The organism is Streptomyces sp. MCA2 (assembly GCF_023544705.1).
Lineage (GTDB): Bacteria > Actinomycetota > Actinomycetes > Streptomycetales > Streptomycetaceae > Streptomyces > Streptomyces decoyicus.
Genome location: NZ_JAMJFM010000037.1, coordinates 78,001 through 95,658 on the forward strand (window position 1 = coordinate 78,001; position 17,658 = coordinate 95,658).

Genomic DNA, 17,658 nt, shown 5'->3' on the forward strand with positions numbered 1-17,658 from the left:
ACCGGGCCGCGAACGAGTTCGGCCTCGACCGACCACGGTCGTCAGCCGGTTCGGTCTCGGTCGTCCCCCCGGCTACATCATCCCCTCGCGGCCGACTACACCGTCCGCGCGTGGGTGGTCAGTGGTCCGTACTCGTCGACCAGCTCAGGCCAGGTCAGATAGTCCGCGTCCCTCTCGTCGTCGCAGGTGGCGGGGTTGAAGCTGAGCATGTACCAGGTTCCGTTGCCGGTGCGTGTCCACGCCTCTCCCTCGCCGTCGACCACTTCGGGCGGCGCCGGAACGGGCTCTTCCTGGTCGTTCGGCGCCCAGGTGATCCGGCCGGGGTGTTGCCTGCGGCGGGCCTCGGCGGTGGCGTGCTGCGCGGTGACCCAGCGGTCCTTCTCCGACGTGACCGTGTCTGCCAGCCGATCAAATGCCTCGGTGACGGTGGCCAGCTCGGCAAGCGGCTGCGGGGCGGTCTCGGTCCTCCCGGTGGTCATCGCGGTGCCCCCTCCCCCATGCGCAAGATCTTCTCCGCCGGGCGCAGCGTCTCGACGGACCGTCACCGTCAGGTCCTGCCCCTGGTCAGGCGATGCGGGTCCCCCGGAACGCGGCCGCGCCAGAACCGAGGAGCAAGGACCGAGGAGCGAGGAGCCAGAAGCAAGGAGCGAGCCTGATATCTCCACGACAAGGAGTAGCCGGTCCTGACCGTCTCTCATCCCTCCGAGCTGACCGGGCCCGCTGAACTCGATCACTGGGTGGAGATCAGTGGGTGGAGATCTTGTGGACGGTGGTGTCGTCGGGGTTCAGCCGTCGACCGTCCGCAGACAGCACTTCCAGTGCGCGGAGGCGATGCCCCTGTCGGCGGTCGACCAACTGTGAGTGTGGTTCGCCGGGGGCGAAGAAGTTCTGTTCGCCCCACTGCCGCAGCGCCACGATGACGGGGAAGAGCGCCTCGCCCTTCGGAGTCAGTACGTACTCGCGGTAGGCGCTGCCGTCCGAGGCAGGGACGGATTCGAGGACACCGCCGGCGACCAAGGTGCGCAGTCGCGCGGTGAGGATGTTCTTCGCCACGCCGAGGCTGCGCTGGAACTCCCCGAAGCGCCGGTTCCCGTCGAAGGCGTCCCGCACGATCAGCAGGGACCACCAGTCGCCGATCGCGTCCACCGACCGGGCGACGGGACATTCGCTGTCGTCGAAGCGTGTCCTGGTCACCATGGCGTCCCTCACTTCCCTCACTCGCACGACGGTTGCAACATGCTACCAAAAGCGATTACGGTCGCCCTCACCATTGGTGGCAAGATGAAACCAGATTCGCGGAGGAGTGCCCATGTCCGGCAACGGTGAGGCTGTGTCACGACGGACCGAGGAGCGGAGCGGGGAAGGTTCCGCGTTCGCCCTGGCCCGAGGCGTCGTCATACTGTTCGCCGTCGCGTGCGGGGCCGCGGTGGCCAACGTCTACTTCTCCCAGCCGCTCCTGGTGACCATGGGTCACGATCTCGCCATGAGCCCGGCACTTGTCGGCAGCGTCGTCACCCTCACACATGTCGGATATGGGCTGGGGCTCTTCTTCCTCGTGCCGCTGGGTGACGTGGCCGACCGCAGACTGCTCATCGTGACCCAGTTACTGCTGCTGGTGGTGGCGCTGGCCGTGGTAGCCAGCGCCCACACGGCGGCGATCCTGCTCGCGGGCATGGCCGCGACGGGTCTTCTCGCGGTCGTCACACAGACGCTGGTGGCCTTCGCGGCGTCACTGGCCCCTCCCGCCGGGCGCGGACGGGTCGTCGGTCTGGTCACCAGCGGCGTGGTCATCGGAATCCTGCTCGCCCGCACCGCATCCGGCCTCATGGCCGATCTCGCGGGCTGGCGCTCCGTCTACCTCGCCTCGGCCTCGCTCACCGCGCTGCTCGCCTTGGTCCTGTACCGAGTGCTGCCGCGCCACAGTGACGCTCCGCCGACCACCCTGCGCTACGGGCAGCTCCTGCGCTCCACGATCACCCTGTTCGCACGGGAACGGCTGCTGCGGCTCCGGGCCCTGTTCGGTCTGCTGACCTTCGCCGCCTTCAGCACCCTGTGGAGCAGCGTCGCGCTGCCGCTCAGCGGTGCCCCGTACTTCCTGTCCCACAGCGCGATCGGGGCGCTGGGGCTGATCGGTGTCGCCGGCGCCCTGGCCGCGACCGTGGCGGGCCGCCTCAACGACCGCGGACTCTCCCGACGGACCACCGGCATCGCCCTGGCACTCCTCGCCGCGTCGTGGCTGCCCTTGGCCTTCACCCGCAGCTCGCTCTGGTCGCTGGTCGTCGGGGTGATCCTCCTCGACCTCGCCGTGCAGGCGGTCCATGTCACCAACCAGGCCCTGATCTACGCGCTGCACCCGGACGCGGGCAGCCGGCTGATCGGCGGGTACATGGTCTTCTACTCGATCGGCAGCGCCACCGGCGCCCTTGCCGCGACCTCCCTCTACACGGTGGCGGGCTGGGGCGCCGTATGCACACTGGGTGCCGCGTTCAGCTGCCTCGGGCTCGTGCTGTGGGCGTTCACTCGCCACAGCACCCCGGACCCCGCGGCCAAGGCGACCTCTTACAGCGAAGTCTGAGCGTTCTGGGCAAGCGCGGCATCAGCTTCACTTCGCTCCATGAAGCAGCGGCATGGCTTCACACTTCGCTCCACGAAGTACTCGACGCCACCACGCCGGGCGGCCGACTCGCCGTCCACTTCTTCGCTGCCTCGCGGGCCGCATCCGCGAACTCATCGTCCAGGGCACCAACGAGGGCCTGGACGCCGCTGCCCGCGCCCGCGGCGCCCGCCTCTGCCGCCCGCCGGTCTTGGCAGAGGAACAGGTACGTCACGCCCGGGATCTGCTCGTGCGTCCGGAGAGCGCCGTCACCTCGATCGCGCAGCTGCTCGGCGCCCCCGCAACACCCCTTGCAAGTACGTGCCCGAGCTGAAGGGCAGCCGAAGGGGACGAGTCTTACACCGCCCACGGGTCCGTGCGGTCGAGGAATTCCCTTACCGTTGCGCCCAGTTCAGCCTGGTGCGTGATGTAGAAGTCATGGTGCCCGTCGATCGTCACCACTTCTGTGCCAGGCCGGAGACGGATCATCTCCTCTGCGTGCTGGTGCGGGACGACCGTGCTGCGTCCGCCCCGCACCACCATCAGCGGCTGCTTGGCGGCGGTGAAGTCGTCCCACCAGTCGCCTCGGACGGCGACCTTGGCGGCGTGTATCTCCTCCGGCCGCCACAGGAACCGCCAGCCCTCCGGTTCCTCCACCGCGCTCTCGGTGAAGTGCCGGGGCTCGTCCATGAACGCGAGTGCGTCGAGCATCGCCCGCATGCTCGGGAAGTGCGTCGGCAGTGCGCACAGCTGATCGTCGCCGACCGGTGCCCGGTACTCCGCCGGAAAGTCCACCACGACCACGGCCGAGACCAGTTCCTGTCGCCTTGCGGCCAGTTGGTACGCGGTGATGCCGCCGAGCGAGTGTCCGACGATCGCAACGGGGCCGAGCCCGAGGTGCTCGACGAGCGCCGCCGCGTCGGCGATGTAGCCCTCTCGCCCGTAGTCGTCGGGGTGATCGGAGAGGCCGTGGCCGCGCTGGTCGAGGGCGATGAGCCGGTACTCGGGTCCGAGGCGGTCGGCGAGCCCGAGCATGGAGCGGCCGCGCCCATAGGCGCCGTGCAGTGCGAGGACGGGGCGGCCGGTGCCGCCCAGGTCGAGGTAGGCGAGCCGTATGCCGTCCGGGGTGCGGAAGTACTGCGTGGTTGCCCTCGTTGCCATCGTCATACTTTGACTCTAACAGAGGTATCTCGATTAGAGGTATAGTTTGGGAGCGTGACTACTCTGGACAGTCACGACGACCGCGAAGTACGCACCTCGGAGGCCCGGTGCTCACCCTCTGCATCCTCGGATTTCTCAACGAGGAACCCCTGCACGCGTACGATCTGCGCGCCCGCATCTCCGGCCTCAGTGGCCATGTTCGCCCCGTGAGCGACGGCGCTCTCTACCCCGCCATCAAGCGCCTGGAAGTCGCCGGGCACCTCACCCGCCACACCGAACCCGGCGAACGCGCCACACCCCGCCAGGTCCTCACCCTTACCGAATCCGGCCGCGCCGAACTCATGCGCCGCCTACGCGAGCCCGCCGACCTCGAGATCACCGACCGCAACTCCTTCTTCATCCTGCTCGCCTTCCTCGGCCAGCTGCCTGACCCCGCCGACCAGGCCCGCGTACTGCGCCGCCGCCTCGCCTTCATGGACGAGCCCGGCAGCTACTTCTACGAGGACGGCCGCCCGCTGCGCGTCCGCGACATGACCGACCGCTTCCGCCGCGGCATGCTCCAACTCGCCGACGCCACCAGCAAGGCCGATCGCGCCTGGCTGAAGCGCACCGTCGGGGAGCTGGAAGGTGACTCCTAGCCGACCGCCTCAGCTCCGCCTCGTAGGCATCGTCGTCCCACCAATCCGAACCCCGTGCCCCCACCCCGCCCCCGGGCCCCCCGCCGACGGCGATGATGAGAAGTCGGCTGTCGATAACCGAAGTAGAGGTCGTCGGTGTTGGACGGTGATCGCGCGGGTACCGAGACGGGTTACCACGGTGAGGTCTTCTCGAAGGCGCAGTACTGGTAGGCATCCTTCGGGCAACGAGCGCAGATCAAGTGAGTACGCCTACTCACTCCTTGCCGGGTAGCCGCGCCCATCCGCCGCGCTCCCCCACTGACATACCGTCCCCGTATGCCCGAGGAGACCGCACCAACCAATACCCCCAACACCCCCACCGTCCCGAACGAGTCCGGGTCCTCCTCGTCCGTCCTCAAGACCCTGGGATGTGGCTGCGCCGCGCTCGTCGTCCTCGTTCTGATCGTCCCGCTCGTATGGGCCTCATGGGGGTCGACGGACTTTCCCCGCGCCGCGCCCGAGGACATGGCCGGCCGCGCCTTCCAGCATTCGCAGGAGGCGTATGACCTCGTGGGGTTCAAGCGCGCCGTAAAGCCAGGTGTGAAGGACATCGGCGTCAGCACGGAGAACACGCTCAGCTCTTCTTCCTGCCACGACGGGGGCCTGACGGGGCTGGAGGACAAGACCGTCGACGGTGCCTACCAGATGAGCCACCGATGGGCGCTGGACCACGTCCCCGCGAGCCAGGCCGCATCCGGCCTCCGCCGACTGCACCAGCACCTGAAGGCCGAAGGCTGGGAGATCACGTCCTACCGTGAGGGCGCGAAGGTCAAGGGCAAGGACTGGGACCTGTTCGCCAAGCGGGACGATGGGGAGGGGACCGAGCGCATGTCCTTCACCTGGTTCGCGGAACGGGAGTACTTCCTCGGCGGCGCCACCGCGCCCTGCGCCTACGACCCCGCGTGGAAGAACGGCGACATCGGCCCGTCCGGGGATGACCAGACGCCACCGTCACTCGGCCTGCGCAACGGGACTTAAGAGCGATGCTCAGCCGGCTCGCCAATTCTGCGCCGCATCTCCTCAACCACGGTGTGCGTGTTCGCAGGCGCGACCGTGGACATGGCTGACGTCTCCGTCCTGGTCCGCGCCGACATCGGCCTACGCCACGCGCCCCCGACCGGCGGCAGCTTCCTCGAACGAGGTGACGCAGGCACCAGGGACTTGGTGAACTGACGGCATGACGCCACCTTCGCACCGAGTCCTTCAAGCGCTCGAGCAGTTCAATGCCGCTCACCCCTGGGACCACAATGCCCACTACCACCGGTGGTTACTGCGTCAGCTTCCCCAACGCTTCGACAGTGCCCTGGACATCGGATCCGGCAGCGGCGACCTGGCCCGGCTCTTAGCGACACGCGCAAACGAGGTCCGGGGAATCGACTCCGACCCGACGATCGTCTCCCAGGCACAGAGGCTGACTCCCGCGGCAACCCCAGTGACCTTCACGGTCGCAGACGCACTGACCGGGATCCCTGCCGGTTCCTACGACGTCATCACCTGCGTCGCCACCATCCACCATCTGCCTTTCACCGAAGCTCTCACCGTCTTCCGCCGGCACCTGGCCCCCGGAGGAACCCTGGTGGTCGTCGGCCTCTCCCGGGCGCAGACTGCCGGTGACTATCTGCTCGGCGCCGTCGCCAGCCCGCTCAATGCCGCCACGGGCTGGCTCAAGAACAAGGGCCGCAGGGCACCCCGGCCGGCCTCGATGACCGCCCGGACCCGCCCGGCGGACATGAGCTTTCCCGACATCGTCAGTGAGGCCCAGGACGCCCTGCCCGGCGCACGGCTACGCCGTCGGCTGTTCTGGCGCTACACCCTCGTATGGCATCGTCATTGAGCGGACCCCGGACGGCCCCGGACCGCCCTGCCCGCCGGACAGAGCAAGTCGGGTGTCTCACGGGGCCGCATCGGCGCGGGGGCGCATCGGCGGGTCCGGGCTCCCTGTAGAAGTCCCAGCGGCGGCGCGGTCTGGTCGGTCACGACGCCACGTTCTACAAGGACCACAACACGGTCGAACGCAGCATCAACGAGGTCGATGAGATCGATGAGATCGATGAGTGACGGCCTCCGCCGTGAAGGCGCCCACGGGGGCGTTCGGACGCCATGGCGTGAGCGTGGGTCTCAAGAATCGAGCACGGCGGCGACGGCCTCGATCTCGACGAGCTGATCCTCGTAGCCGAGGACGGTGACGCCCATCAAAGTGCTGGGGACGTCATGGTCAGCGAACGAGTCCCGGACTACCTGCCAGGCAGTCACCAGGTCCTCCCGCCGAGAAGAGGCAACAAGCACCCTCGTGCTGATGACGTCCTGAAGTGACGCACCGGAGGCAGCGAGAGCAACCTGCATGTTCTCGACGGCTTTCCTCGCCTGCCCCGCGTAGTCCCCGATCGCTGCCGTGGAGCCGTCATCGTTCAGCGGACACGCCCCGGCGAGGAATATCAGGCGTGACTCGGCGGGCGCCGTGGCCGCGTAGGCGTACTCGGCGATGTCGGACAGGGATGCGGAGCGGATCAAAGTGATAGCACGAGCCATGGTGTCGTCGAGCCCTTCGCGTCGGGTGCTGAACTCGGACATCCTGCCAACGCCCCACGGCTTCCCGCCCTCCCTTTTCTTCGCCGCCCCGACGGCAGACCGCCATTTCTGCTCGACATGCACGAGATTCTCGAGATACGCGAGATACGCGAGATGCACAAGATGCACGAGATACGCGAGCCGAATGGTCACCAGTTGACTCCGGGCCTCGTCGACAAGCGCTGCTCATCGACAGGTTCAACAACGCAACCGGTCGTCGGCATCGCCACGCGTCCGGGTGCGATGCCGTGATGACTGGACGACGCTGTATCGCATTCTCATCGTTGACGAACAGCGTCCCCTTCGAGCCGGTGAGCCGTCGCATCTGGCCTCACGGGCATAGTGATACATTCCTGCCCGTAACGGACTGGCTAGGCTCCGCCGGGGAGTGCTGCTGTGGCATCTGTCGGAGCGTCGCCGCAACGCGGCTTCGGCTGGAACCGTGCGACAGCGGCACTCGCCCTGCTGTCGTTCGCCATGTTGGTCGTCTCGCTCGACCAGTACATCGTCGTTGTGGCGCTGCCCGACATCGCGCGCGACCTGGGCTATTCCGCGCAGACACTCCAGTCGGTGATCAGTGCCTACGCAGTCGCCTCCGCGGGATTTCTGCTGTTCGGTGGACGCGCCGCAGACCTCATCGGGCGACGCCGGGTCCTGGCCACCGGCCTTGTCCTCTACGCCGGAGCAGCGTTTGCGGGCGGACTGGCGACCGGGCCGGGGATGCTTCTCGCCGCTCGCGCGGTTCAAGGCCTCGGTGGCGCGCTGGTCTTTCCCACCACGCTGGCGCTCATCAACGTCACGTTCGTCGAAGGCCGCGTACGTAACCGCGCGCTGGGAGTCTGGGGCGGCGCCGGGGCGGCCGGGCTGGTGATCGGCGTGCTCCTCGGGGGACTGCTGACACGCGCCTTCGGCTGGGAAGCGGTGTTCCTGGTCAATGTCGCATTGGCAGGTCCTGCCCTGCTCCTCGCATTCGTGCTGATCCCCAAGGACCGACAGCGCGACCGAGGGCGTAAGTTCGACCTGCCCGGTGCGCTCAGCGTCACCCTCGGGGTCACGTTGATCGTGGTCGCACTGGTTCAGGGGCCGGGACTGGGTTGGCTCTCGCCCGGCATCCTCTTCAGCGCGGCGGCGGGGCTCCTGCTGTTGGGAGTTTTCGTCTTCATCGAGCGGAACAGCAGCGACCCGCTCGTACCGCCGCGGCTGCTCGCCAACCGCAGCCTCATCACGAGCCTCGTCATCGCATTCATGTTCATGGCGACGTTCGGCTCCGTGCTGTACTTCCTCTCGGTCTACTTCCAAGAGGTCCTCGGCTACAACGCCTTGGAAACCGGCGCCGGCTTCCTGATCCCGACCGCGATTGTCGTCGCAGGGTCGACAACGGCCGGCCAGATGGTGACGCGGTTTGGTCTCAAGCGCACACTGCTCGGCGCTCTCGCCATCGGTACGGTCGGCGCCGTCCTGCTCGGTTTGGCGATCTCCCCGGACGGTTCGTACACCTCGCTGATCCCGGGGCTCGTCGCGCTGAGCATCGGTGACGGGATCGTGTTCACCAGCATGTTCATCGCCGCCGGAACTGGCGTGTCCGACCGTGAGCAGGGCATCGCCTCAGGGATCGCCTCTACCGGCGCGGGGATGGGTGCCGCCGTGGGCCTCGCCATCCTGGTGCTTGTGGCGACAGCCGGCCTTGGCGATCTGACCGGAGAGCAGTTGCGGGACGAGACGGCACACGGGATCAGCACCACGCTGTTCGTGGTGGCAGCGGGGATCGCGTTGACCTTCCTCGTCGCCCTCTCCCGGCGTGAGACAACAGCCGAAGCGGAACCGGTGCCAGTGCCGGTGCCGGTACCTTGCCAAGGCCGTCGCTGCTGACGACTGTTCGTCCGCCACTGTTCGCCCCCCGCCACTCTGCCCGACCTGGGGCTCGTCGCCGCCAGCGGACCTGCGTATCCGGCTCCGCTCGTGACGGATCGAACATGCCGCCCTGGCCGGATGCCGGAAGGCTCCCTTCCTCTCGGCTCAGCTCGGCTCGGCTCGGCTCGGCTCGGCTCGGCTCGCGGAACCTTGCCTGTCCCGTCCGGCCGGGGCTCTCCCGTTTCCCGCCGCAGGGCCGTGCCGACTGAGGCGTTCAAGGCCGGCACGGTGCCACAGAGTTGTCAGAGTCAGCGGTCAGGCGCGGGCGGCAGGCTCGTACGGGCTGTGCATGGTGAGGAAGGTGATGTCGAGGTCGGATTTCAGGTAGTCCATGCGCTGCTCCCAGAAGGCCTGCATGTGCGGGAGGGCCAGGTGGGCGTCGAGGTCGGCCTGGGAGCGCCATGCCTCGTAGAAGATGAAGACGCCGGGTTCATCGCGGTCCTCATGGAAGTGGTACTCCAGGCAACCGGGCTCCTGCCGGGTGGGCTCGACGAACGAGAGCAGGAGTTGTTTCAGCTCTGCGGCGCGTTCGGGCTTGGGGTGAGCGGTGCCGACGAGGGTGAGCGGCTGAGTCATGGGAGTTCTCTCTCGATGGGTACGATGAGTCTCGTACCTTCACGACGCTAGCGAGTCCGAAGGTACGATACAAGCCATACCTAGGATGGAGGTGCCCCGATGCCCGACGACGAAGGCCATCCGGCCGTCGAGGAGATCGAGCTCGGCTCGGTGCTCGCCGCGCTGGCGGACCCCTTGCGCCGCCGGGTGGTGCGCGTGCTGGCGGCCGAGCCCGACGGCACGGCCCGAACGTGCAGCTCCTTCGCGCTACCGGTCTCCAAGGCGACGGTCACGCACCACTTCCGGACACTGCGCGAAGCCGGGCTGGTCAGGCAGGTCTCCCGAGGCAACAGCCGAATGGCGAGCCTGCGCCGGGCCGACCTCGAGCGGCGGTTTCCCGGATTGCTGGCCATCGTGGCAGCCGAGCCGGAGGAATGACCCCGGGAGCGGGCCGGTTGCCGGTTCGGGCCTGCACCCGTCATCACCGGCAGGAGCGCGGTTGCCGTTGACTCGATCCGGCCCGGCCCGAGGTCGGGAATTCCCCACCCCTGGGCCCTACTGGCGCTTCTCCGCGCTCACCATCACGTATCCCATCTTGTCCCGGCACAGGGTGAGGATGCGTGGATAGATCACGTCGAGCTGGGCCATCGCTTCGCTTCCCACCAGCTCTGCGATCTGATCGCGCCTGGCGGCGAACAGGCTCGGGATCAGGTCGTAGGTGGGTTTGAATTCGCTGGACATATCGCGGGAGTTGCGGATGATGAAGCCGGCCTCCTCGAGCATGTCGGAGTAGCGCGCGGCTTCGACGGGGAGCCGGGAGAGGGCGAACGCGGCGCGGAACAGGCCGAGCTCCTCGTGCGTGAAGGGCACAGCCTCGTAGCAGTCCGCCAGGACGAACCGCCCCCCGGGCCGCAGCACGCGCCACACCTCACGGATCGCGGCGGGCCGGTCGGAGAAGTGGGCGAACGACTCGATCGCCCATACCGCGTCGAACGATTCGGACGGCTGGGCCAGGTCCATGGCATCCGCCCGCGCGAAGGTGACGCGTTCGGACAGACCGGCCCGCATCGCGCGTACGCGCCCCGCCTGTGCCTGGGCGCTGCTGACGGTGACGCCGAGCACGCTGCCGCCCGACCGTTCGGCGATCCGCACGGTGGGCCGGCCAGTGCCGCAGCCGACATCCAGCATCTGCTGCCCCGGGAGCAAACCTACCTCTTCGATGAGGGTGTCGGTCCAGGCGTCCTGGGCCTGCGTCAGCTCCTTCCACATTGCGTCGGCCGTCAGCCCTCCGATGGCTTCACGCATGCCATCGGTCCACATCCCCAGATGCATGCTGTCGCCCATGGTGAGTGCGTATAGGTCCCCGAAGCGGTCGTACCAATCGCCGACATCCTGTGCCGAGGGATCTTGTGTCGAGGGATCGCGTGTCGCGGGGTCGGTCATCTCCAGCTCCTTGCTGTCGTTGGGGGCTGCACGACTGCGGTGGCGATCTCTCAGCAGGCCGGTCAGGCTGCCGATCCCCACGTCGCACCTCCTTTGAACTGGGGCGAACCCAACGCGCTCACAGTCGGACAAGGCGCCGAACGGACGCACCCGGACCGGTACTGCCCAGCCGGCAGCCTCCATCACCTCTGCGGACAGCGCGCTTTGGCGCATTCACCCGCCCATTGAGTGCGCGGCGCACGCCCGCCACAGGTAGCAGCCAGCCACCCCTTCCCAGCCCAGAGGCACCCTCTGCCCATCCGGGGTCGCCGATCGCCACCAGCAAGCAGCCAGCAGCCACGCCATACACCCCCCCTTGGCCACCCGCCCAGCACATCAACCCGGCCCGGCATCGACGCGACCGCAGCCAGCAGCCCGTGTGCCACCCCTCGGGCCGCCACCTTTCGCCCCCTGCTCGGCACCCAACAACGCCGGGCTGGCCCGCCGACGGGCCGACACGCCGACGGCAGCAGGAGGAGCGCGGCCGACGGTGACACCTCCCGCTTCCGGCAGATTCCCCTGGGACCCACCGCCAGTCCGGTGAATGGGTCCAGGTCGTGTGACCGACTCAGTGGCGCAAGTACATTCAGTAATCGATTAGCTACTCTGCGCACACAAGGCGTCGACGTGACGCCCGAGCTCGTCGCTAAGGAGAGAGCTGTGGAACGAGAAGCGCGACACGGAACGGTGACCAGGCCCGAGTCCAGGGCCCAACTCCACCTCGCGGACTGGCAGGCTGCCGGCCTGGAGGCCGGGAAGTTCTTCCCCGCGACGGAATCCGGCCTCACGGACCCCTACGCGCCGGACGACGTCCCCAACTTCGAGCCGCCCCAGGACGGCCGGATCGCCAGCGCCGGGAAGGACTTCGCCGCCAAGCTCGACGAGCCGGACGCGCAGCAGGACTGGCGCAAGCACCCGGTGTCCGCCGGCAAGGCGCTGGACATCACCTGGCACTACCACGCGGAGCACAAGACACGCCGCTGGAACTACTTCCTCACCAAGAGTGGCTGGGACCCGGGAGCGCGCCTGACGCGGACACAGTTCGACCTGGAACCGATCGCCACGTACCAGAACAGCGGCCAGCCGTACTGGAACGCCGAAGACCTCCTCCCGGAGAACCCGACCGTCCACAGCATCACACTGCCCGGTGACCGCCACGGGTACCACGTGCTCCTGTCGGTGTGGGAAGTCGCCGACACCGGCAACGCCTTCTACCAGGTCATCGACCTCAACATCAGCTGACCCGACACGCGTCCGAGGCTGGTACCGGCGCCCCGTCACCTTCATCGGTGACGGGGCGCCGGCATTGACTGATGCGGCTTAGGCCAGGCTCTCGGATGGCATCGGATGGCTCAGACCGCCGCACCACAAAGGTGAGCGACTATCCCTCGATATCGATTGCGAGTCCTGCTCCTCAACCATGGCTGAGGTCAAGCCGGCGGCCACCGGAAACAGCACCACCAGCGCAAGGGACGTCGAGCCGGTGCACACTGGCGTGCTACCCGCCGGCCTGACACCGCACTGCCGTCCTTTCCCCTGAGCAGCAGAAGCCGTCCTCTGGACGGGAGCACGTGGGACTGCCAAAGTGAAGGCGTGTTCTTCCCCCGTGCCTAGGCCGACTACGACCGCGGAGCTCCTACGCCGCCGCGGTCGCAGGCATGCCTACTCACTACAGCGCCCCGATGAAGCGCTCTCTCACGGGAAGAACTTCCGATGGCCTCGTCCTCGTCCCATGCCCCCAGCTATGCCGCCGTACTGCGTGAGCCACACGTGCTGCGCACCTTCGCCCCGGCGCTCGTCGCCCGCTTCTCCTACGGCATCGTCTTCGTCTCACTCGCCGTCGCCCTCACCCAGGCCACCGGGTCCTACGCATGGGCGGGCGGCGCCCTCGCCCTCTTCGGAGCGACTACCGCCTTCCTGGCGCCCCTCCGGGCCCAACTGATCGACCGCCGCGGACCGCGGCGAGTACTCCCCACGATGGCCGCGGTGTACGCGCTTCTGCTGGCAGCCCTCACTGCCGCAACCTGGCAGGCCGGCGCCCCAAGGTGGCTGCTGATGCTCCTCACGGGTACGGCGGGAGCCTGCGCACCGCCGCTCGGGCCCGTCATGCGAGCGGCGTGGAGCACGCTCCTGCCGGACCCTGCGCTGCGCCGGCGGGCCTTCTCGCTGGACACGGTCGCTGAAGAACTCCTCTATGTCAGCGGCCCGTTGGCGGCAGGAGTGTTCATCGCCGTCGGACATCCGGCGATCGGCGTGGGAGTCAGCGCCGGGCTGCTGTTGAGCGGGACGCTGGTCATGGTCGGGTCGCCTGCCATGTGCGCCCCTGACCCGGGCATCGCCGCCGGGGCTCGGCCTACGGGTGTGTCCCGGGGCTGGTGGAAGGGCTTGCGCGGCAACGCCCTGCTGGAGGCCGTCGTGGTGACGGCCGGCGTCGGCATGTGCCTGGGGGCTCTCAGCCTGCTGCTCGTCGCCTTCTCCGAACGGCAGAAGGAGCCGGCCGCTGTCGCGTGGCTCGAGGCCGCACTGGCAGTCGGCAGCGCAGTCGGGGGGCTGGCATACGGGGCACGTGCGTGGCGGGTACCGGGCCGTATCCGGCTGCCGCTCCTCGCGCTGGCACTCGGGCTCGTCCTGTCCGGCGCCGGTATGTCGCCGAACCCGTGGGTGCTCGCGCTCGTGGTGTGCGCCGCCGGGGCGTGTGTGGCGCCCGCGCTGACCACCGCGTACCTCGTCGCTGACGAGTGCGCTGACACCAGCAGCCGCACCCGGGCCGGGGCGTGGGTGAACAGCGCCTTCAACGCCGGGGCGTCGGGAGGCACCGCCCTCGCCGGGCTCACGGTGGATCTGCTGCCGCTCTGGTGCTGCTTCGTCATCGCGACGCTGCCGGCTGTGCTGAGCGGGGTCGCGGTTCTGGCACGTACGCCCCTCCCCCGACCACAGCTGGTGGGTCGACGGGAGCCAGTTGTCTTGCACGACGAAGCGGAAGGGAAGTCCCGGAGCGGCGTCGGCCGTGCGGAACACGACGCTCGAGGAGCGTCGGAAGGAGCCGGTTCTGTGTAGACCTCGCGGACACCCGACTTGTCTCGACTTCCCGACTTGTTCCTTACCGCCCGCGGCCATCTTCCGCCTACGCGGCTGCGGCCTGCTCACCGAGGCGATCCGGATGCCGGCAGACCTTCCTTGTCACCGAACCCGTGGTGCGGGCGGTGATGCGGACTTGGCGGGGTCGCCGGGGGGCGCCGCCCTGCTCATGGATTGCGCGGAAGGTGCAGTAGGCGAGGCGCGGTGGCTGCGTCGGCCGCCACTTGAAGCACACTCCATCACGACTAACCAGAGAAGGGCACAGCATGACGCCACCCATTGACAGGACGACGCTGGAAGGCGAGTTCAGCTCCGACGAATTGCTCACGCTTCCGGAGACGATGGTCGATGGCATCGAGCACGCGGCAAGTGTGGACTTCCTCCGCAACGTAGGGCTCCCCGTCCGCGCCAACCCCTGGTTCGACCTGATCGACACGTCCCGGCGGGACCTCAAGAAGGTGGGCGTCTGCTATGAGGACTTGCGGACGCGATGGACGAACCTCCCTGCCAATGCCGCGGACTGGGTCCTGCTGGGCATGGTGCCCTACGACGACATCGCCTTGGACGTCGCTACGGGGGTGGTCCATTGTCTCCCCGCGGCCGACGAGGAGGGGTACGCGCTCAACAAGGACCTCCATTCCTTCGCTCACTTCCTCTACCTGCTGGAAGTGGAGCGCCCGAACTATGACGAGGAAAGGGCGCAAGTGCTCGATCACGAGGGCGCGGAGCGGCGTCTCAGCGCTCAGATGAGAGAGATTGATCCAGCAGCTCTGAACGTTCAGCATTCACGCTGGCACGAGGTCCTCGAATGGGTTTCCGACCCTGACACCCGGTAATGGGGGAACCCAGCCCTCAGGAGCACCATGACTTGGATGCGCAGGCTGCCTCGGTTCCCTGCACGGACTTGACTGGTCGGCGAGTGGCGGCCGTGGAGAACGAAGCCCGGGAGGCACAGCGCAGCGCCGCCCCAGCTCAGCTCCCGAAAGAGCCGGGAACTGCCTCGGACTCCGGTTCGTCACTAATCTCGTGAGGGATAGTGATCAGCACATCGGCATCGACATCGACACCGAGATCGACATCGCCGAATTCGTGAGTGATCTCGGCAGCACCCTTCATGGATACCCCTACGGCGACCCGTATGTGGCGGTCGCCTGTTGCGTGTACGACCTCGAAGACGACCTCACCAGTGATGCCACGGTCTTCTGACTCCTCGGGGTCGCCGCCCCCGGTCCCTACATGGTCTGGTGTGACAGGCACTCAGATATCGCCCGTGCGAAGAAGGCCCTGAGGACTGCGCTGGCTTCCTTCCGCGATCGTGAGAGCACCTGTGCGCATGACTCCCACCCCTGGGACGGGGACGCGGTCCAGTACCCGGACGATCCTCTCGGCTTCATCGACCTGATTCATGAAGCGGACGAGTGGCAGGACGACCCGGAGGAAGAGGAACCGTACGACACCGGCTTCACCGAACTCTGGCGCTGCCCAGGGCACTTGGCCACGATTGCCCGCGACGCCCTCGACTTCCTGGAGAGCCAAGCCCCCGGGGACGGCGGCCGTCCCGGGCGGTTGCCCGGATGAGCCACGCGAGTCATCGGTCCTTTCATGCGGTGGCTCGGGAGAAGGCCGGCGTGCGCGGCTGAGCCGTACCGCCTGGGTGCCCGATAGAAGCCGTCGCCACGAGTGAGGGGCAGACGCCGTCGGATTCAGATCCAGTACGGTGCGGTGGGGACCGGGCCGGGCCCGGAGGTCGTGAGCGTGGCACCGGTGGTGCGGCCGGTGAGCCAGCCGAGGAGGTCGGCCTGAGTGCCCCTGATGGCCGGCCCTCCAGTGCCCAGTTCATGGGTCAGGCCGGTGTCCGTCGCTTCGATGCGCAGAGGCGGTACGCCTTCGCGCCGGCGCTGTGCGTCGACGAGGTCGTCGATGATCAAGCGGGCGGTCGGCGGCGGCACATCGGCGAATCCGTAGCCGACCGCCAAGTCCACGTGATGGACTTCGAGTTCGCGCAGGCGGGCGGACGCCAGGGCCTCCGGCGTCCGCAGTTCACCTGTGCGCATGCGGACTTCATAGCTCCACGCCGCGTCCGGCAGGGAGCGCACGGCGTCATCGAAGCGCTCGGCGCTCGCCACGACATCGGCCACCAACTCGTGGACCGGGCGCCGGGCACCGGCCTCGATCTCCGCGGCCCGTTCCTCCATGCTGGCGTACTGCGGCGTCTCCACACCCGTCCGGGCCCAGGTCAGCAGCCGACAGAGACTGTCGGCGGCGCGTGCCACATGAGTGATCACATGGCCACGGGTCCATGGCGGCACCAGCGTCTCTCCGCCGACCTCCGTGTCATCGAGCGCCTTGACGGTCTGTACCAGTCGGTCCGTGGACGCGGCGATCGAGACCAGCACCTCGGTCATATGCATCCCAGTCCTCACGTACCTGTTACCTGTCTGGCGCGGCGACTCTCACCAAAAACCGAATCCGCAATATGGAAGTCAACATCCGTATAGCGATAGCATCCTGGATGCTAGACCGCCCCCTCAAGGGCGTCAACCGGCCCCTGAGGTACGCCACATCCCTCAACGTTGCACTTTGAGTGAAGCTTGCTCATGACGCGTCCTGACCAGGGGTCCAGGGTGTCTGGAGTACATGTACATACCTGTGCACCTGTCACCCTTGAGGGGACTCACATGAAACTCCGTGTCACCGCCCTGCTCGTGGTCTCGGCCGTCCTGGCCGGCACCACATCCGTCCCGGCAAGTGCTGTCGCACCGGGAAACGAAGTCACAGGGAGCGTTCCTCAACTCAAGGTGCTCACCACGAACACCATGTTGTTGCCTTCCTTCATCACTGATGGCTGGGCCCAGGATGAGCGAGGTGCGCTCATCGGCTCGGCCCCGTATGTCGCCGGCAAGGACGTTGTCGTATTCCAAGAGCTCTTCGACAACAGCGCTTCCGACATCCTGATGGCGCGTCTGAAGGGCTACCCCTACAGAACTCCTGTGGTGGGCCGGTCGACGGATGGCTGGCATCAGACCCTCGGTGACTACTCGTCCCTGCCGTATGAGGACGGTGGCGTCGCCATCGCCAGCCGGTGGCCCATTACGCGCCAGATCCAGTACATATATGACGACGCCTGCGGCGCGGACTCTTTGTCCGAGAAGGGATTTGCCTACGCCCGGCTGAATGTGAACGGCGCGCCCGTGCATGTGCTGGGTACCCACCTACAGGCAGACGATGACGGGTGCGACGACGGTGAGGCGGCCCGGACACGCACGTCCCAGCTCAAAGAGATGCGCCATTTCGTCGATGGCCTCAAGATTCCCGCAGACGAGCCAGTCATCTTCGCCGGGGATATGAACATCGACCGCTACGGTCGTGAGTACGCCGGACTTCTCAGAAGCCTCGGTGCCGCGACACCACACTATGAGGGCCACCCGTACACGAGCGATCCCGCGACCAACGCGCTGACGAGGGAGAGGTACCCCGACTCTCCGCGGGAATGGCTCGACTATGTCCTCTACGACAACAGGCACGCGCGGCCGACCGCCTGGCGCAACACGGGCCAGGTCGTCTCGTCGCCGCCGTGGGAACTCGACGACACGACCTACACCCGCTACTCGGACCACTACCCGGTACTGGGCT

20 protein-coding genes are annotated in these 17,658 nt (G+C 67.6%); 12 read left to right on the forward strand and 8 right to left on the reverse strand.

Annotated features, from left to right (window positions below):
• Positions 1-95: 95 nt before the first annotated feature.
• Positions 96-479 (reverse strand): hypothetical protein, encoded by a 384-nt coding sequence (locus tag M8I34_RS27240; protein WP_250053569.1) that lies wholly within the window; start codon positions 477-479, stop codon positions 96-98.
• 265 nt (positions 480-744) lie between these two features.
• Positions 745-1,197 (reverse strand): helix-turn-helix domain-containing protein, encoded by a 453-nt coding sequence (locus tag M8I34_RS27245; RefSeq protein WP_250053571.1) that lies wholly within the window; start codon positions 1,195-1,197, stop codon positions 745-747.
• A 112-nt stretch (positions 1,198-1,309) separates the two neighbouring features.
• Between M8I34_RS27245 and M8I34_RS27250 the strand changes: the two genes are divergently transcribed.
• Positions 1,310-2,575, forward strand: a complete 1,266-nt coding sequence (locus M8I34_RS27250) for an MFS transporter (protein WP_250053573.1) — start codon at positions 1,310-1,312, stop codon at positions 2,573-2,575.
• A 58-nt stretch (positions 2,576-2,633) separates the two neighbouring features.
• Here M8I34_RS27250 and M8I34_RS27255 read toward each other — a convergent pair whose 3' ends face one another.
• A complete protein-coding gene (locus M8I34_RS27255) occupies positions 2,634-2,828 on the reverse strand; it encodes a hypothetical protein (protein ID WP_250053575.1) in 195 nt (64 codons plus the stop codon).
• 122 nt (positions 2,829-2,950) lie between these two features.
• Positions 2,951-3,754 carry an alpha/beta fold hydrolase gene (locus tag M8I34_RS27260; protein ID WP_250053577.1) on the reverse strand — a complete coding sequence of 268 codons (804 nt, stop codon included), beginning with the start codon at positions 3,752-3,754 and terminating at the stop codon, positions 2,951-2,953.
• 107 nt (positions 3,755-3,861) lie between these two features.
• Here M8I34_RS27260 and M8I34_RS27265 point away from each other — a divergent pair, with 107 nt between their 5' ends.
• The 3 genes from M8I34_RS27265 (at position 3,862) to M8I34_RS27275 (ending at position 6,265) form a co-directional block, all read left to right on the forward strand.
• Positions 3,862-4,392, forward strand: coding sequence for a PadR family transcriptional regulator (locus tag M8I34_RS27265; RefSeq protein WP_250053579.1), 531 nt, complete (start codon positions 3,862-3,864; stop codon positions 4,390-4,392).
• Between the two features lie 315 nt (positions 4,393-4,707).
• Entirely contained in the window at positions 4,708-5,409 is a 702-nt protein-coding gene (locus M8I34_RS27270) for a hypothetical protein (protein WP_250053581.1), read from the forward strand.
• Positions 5,410-5,608: 199 nt separating this feature from the next.
• The gene (locus M8I34_RS27275; protein ID WP_250053583.1) at positions 5,609-6,265 is read left to right on the forward strand and encodes a bifunctional 2-polyprenyl-6-hydroxyphenol methylase/3-demethylubiquinol 3-O-methyltransferase UbiG; all 657 of its coding nucleotides are present in this window, start codon (positions 5,609-5,611) and stop codon (positions 6,263-6,265) included.
• Between the two features lie 284 nt (positions 6,266-6,549).
• On the opposite strand, the gene M8I34_RS27280 is transcribed toward M8I34_RS27275, so the two are convergent.
• Positions 6,550-6,960, reverse strand: a complete 411-nt coding sequence (locus tag M8I34_RS27280) for a RidA family protein (RefSeq protein ID WP_250053632.1) — start codon at positions 6,958-6,960, stop codon at positions 6,550-6,552.
• A 435-nt stretch (positions 6,961-7,395) separates the two neighbouring features.
• Here M8I34_RS27280 and M8I34_RS27285 point away from each other — a divergent pair, with 435 nt between their 5' ends.
• Positions 7,396-8,868 carry an MFS transporter gene (locus M8I34_RS27285; RefSeq protein ID WP_250053585.1) on the forward strand — a complete coding sequence of 491 codons (1,473 nt, stop codon included), beginning with the start codon at positions 7,396-7,398 and terminating at the stop codon, positions 8,866-8,868.
• 297 nt (positions 8,869-9,165) lie between these two features.
• Here the strand turns inward: M8I34_RS27285 and M8I34_RS27290 are convergent, their stop codons facing one another.
• A complete protein-coding gene (locus M8I34_RS27290; protein WP_250053587.1) occupies positions 9,166-9,486 on the reverse strand; it encodes a putative quinol monooxygenase in 321 nt (106 codons plus the stop codon).
• A 99-nt stretch (positions 9,487-9,585) separates the two neighbouring features.
• Between M8I34_RS27290 and M8I34_RS27295 the strand changes: the two genes are divergently transcribed.
• Positions 9,586-9,903 carry a helix-turn-helix transcriptional regulator gene (locus M8I34_RS27295; protein ID WP_250053590.1) on the forward strand — a complete coding sequence of 106 codons (318 nt, stop codon included), beginning with the start codon at positions 9,586-9,588 and terminating at the stop codon, positions 9,901-9,903.
• 117 nt (positions 9,904-10,020) lie between these two features.
• Here M8I34_RS27295 and M8I34_RS27300 read toward each other — a convergent pair whose 3' ends face one another.
• A complete protein-coding gene (locus M8I34_RS27300) occupies positions 10,021-10,989 on the reverse strand; it encodes a class I SAM-dependent methyltransferase (protein WP_250053601.1) in 969 nt (322 codons plus the stop codon).
• A 618-nt stretch (positions 10,990-11,607) separates the two neighbouring features.
• On the opposite strand from M8I34_RS27300, the gene M8I34_RS27305 reads away from it, so the two are divergent.
• The 5 genes from M8I34_RS27305 to M8I34_RS27325 all read left to right on the forward strand — a co-directional run bounded on the left by M8I34_RS27305 (position 11,608) and on the right by M8I34_RS27325 (position 15,603).
• The gene (locus M8I34_RS27305) at positions 11,608-12,189 is read left to right on the forward strand and encodes a lytic polysaccharide monooxygenase auxiliary activity family 9 protein (protein ID WP_030987613.1); all 582 of its coding nucleotides are present in this window, start codon (positions 11,608-11,610) and stop codon (positions 12,187-12,189) included.
• 471 nt (positions 12,190-12,660) lie between these two features.
• On the forward strand, positions 12,661-14,004 hold the full coding sequence (locus M8I34_RS27310) for an MFS transporter (protein WP_250053604.1): 1,344 nt from the start codon (positions 12,661-12,663) through the stop codon (positions 14,002-14,004).
• Between the two features lie 287 nt (positions 14,005-14,291).
• Positions 14,292-14,861, forward strand: a complete 570-nt coding sequence (locus M8I34_RS27315) for an SUKH-4 family immunity protein (RefSeq protein ID WP_250053606.1) — start codon at positions 14,292-14,294, stop codon at positions 14,859-14,861.
• A 190-nt stretch (positions 14,862-15,051) separates the two neighbouring features.
• A complete protein-coding gene (locus M8I34_RS27320; RefSeq protein ID WP_250053608.1) occupies positions 15,052-15,231 on the forward strand; it encodes a hypothetical protein in 180 nt (59 codons plus the stop codon).
• Positions 15,232-15,261: 30 nt separating this feature from the next.
• Positions 15,262-15,603, forward strand: coding sequence for a hypothetical protein (locus tag M8I34_RS27325; RefSeq protein WP_250053610.1), 342 nt, complete (start codon positions 15,262-15,264; stop codon positions 15,601-15,603).
• Positions 15,604-15,728: 125 nt separating this feature from the next.
• On the opposite strand, the gene M8I34_RS27330 is transcribed toward M8I34_RS27325, so the two are convergent.
• Positions 15,729-16,430, reverse strand: a complete 702-nt coding sequence (locus M8I34_RS27330) for a maleylpyruvate isomerase family mycothiol-dependent enzyme (RefSeq protein WP_250053612.1) — start codon at positions 16,428-16,430, stop codon at positions 15,729-15,731.
• Between the two features lie 273 nt (positions 16,431-16,703).
• Between M8I34_RS27330 and sph the strand changes: the two genes are divergently transcribed.
• Positions 16,704-17,658: sphingomyelin phosphodiesterase (gene sph, locus M8I34_RS27335; RefSeq protein ID WP_250053615.1), on the forward strand; the 955-nt coding region annotated here is incomplete at its 3' end.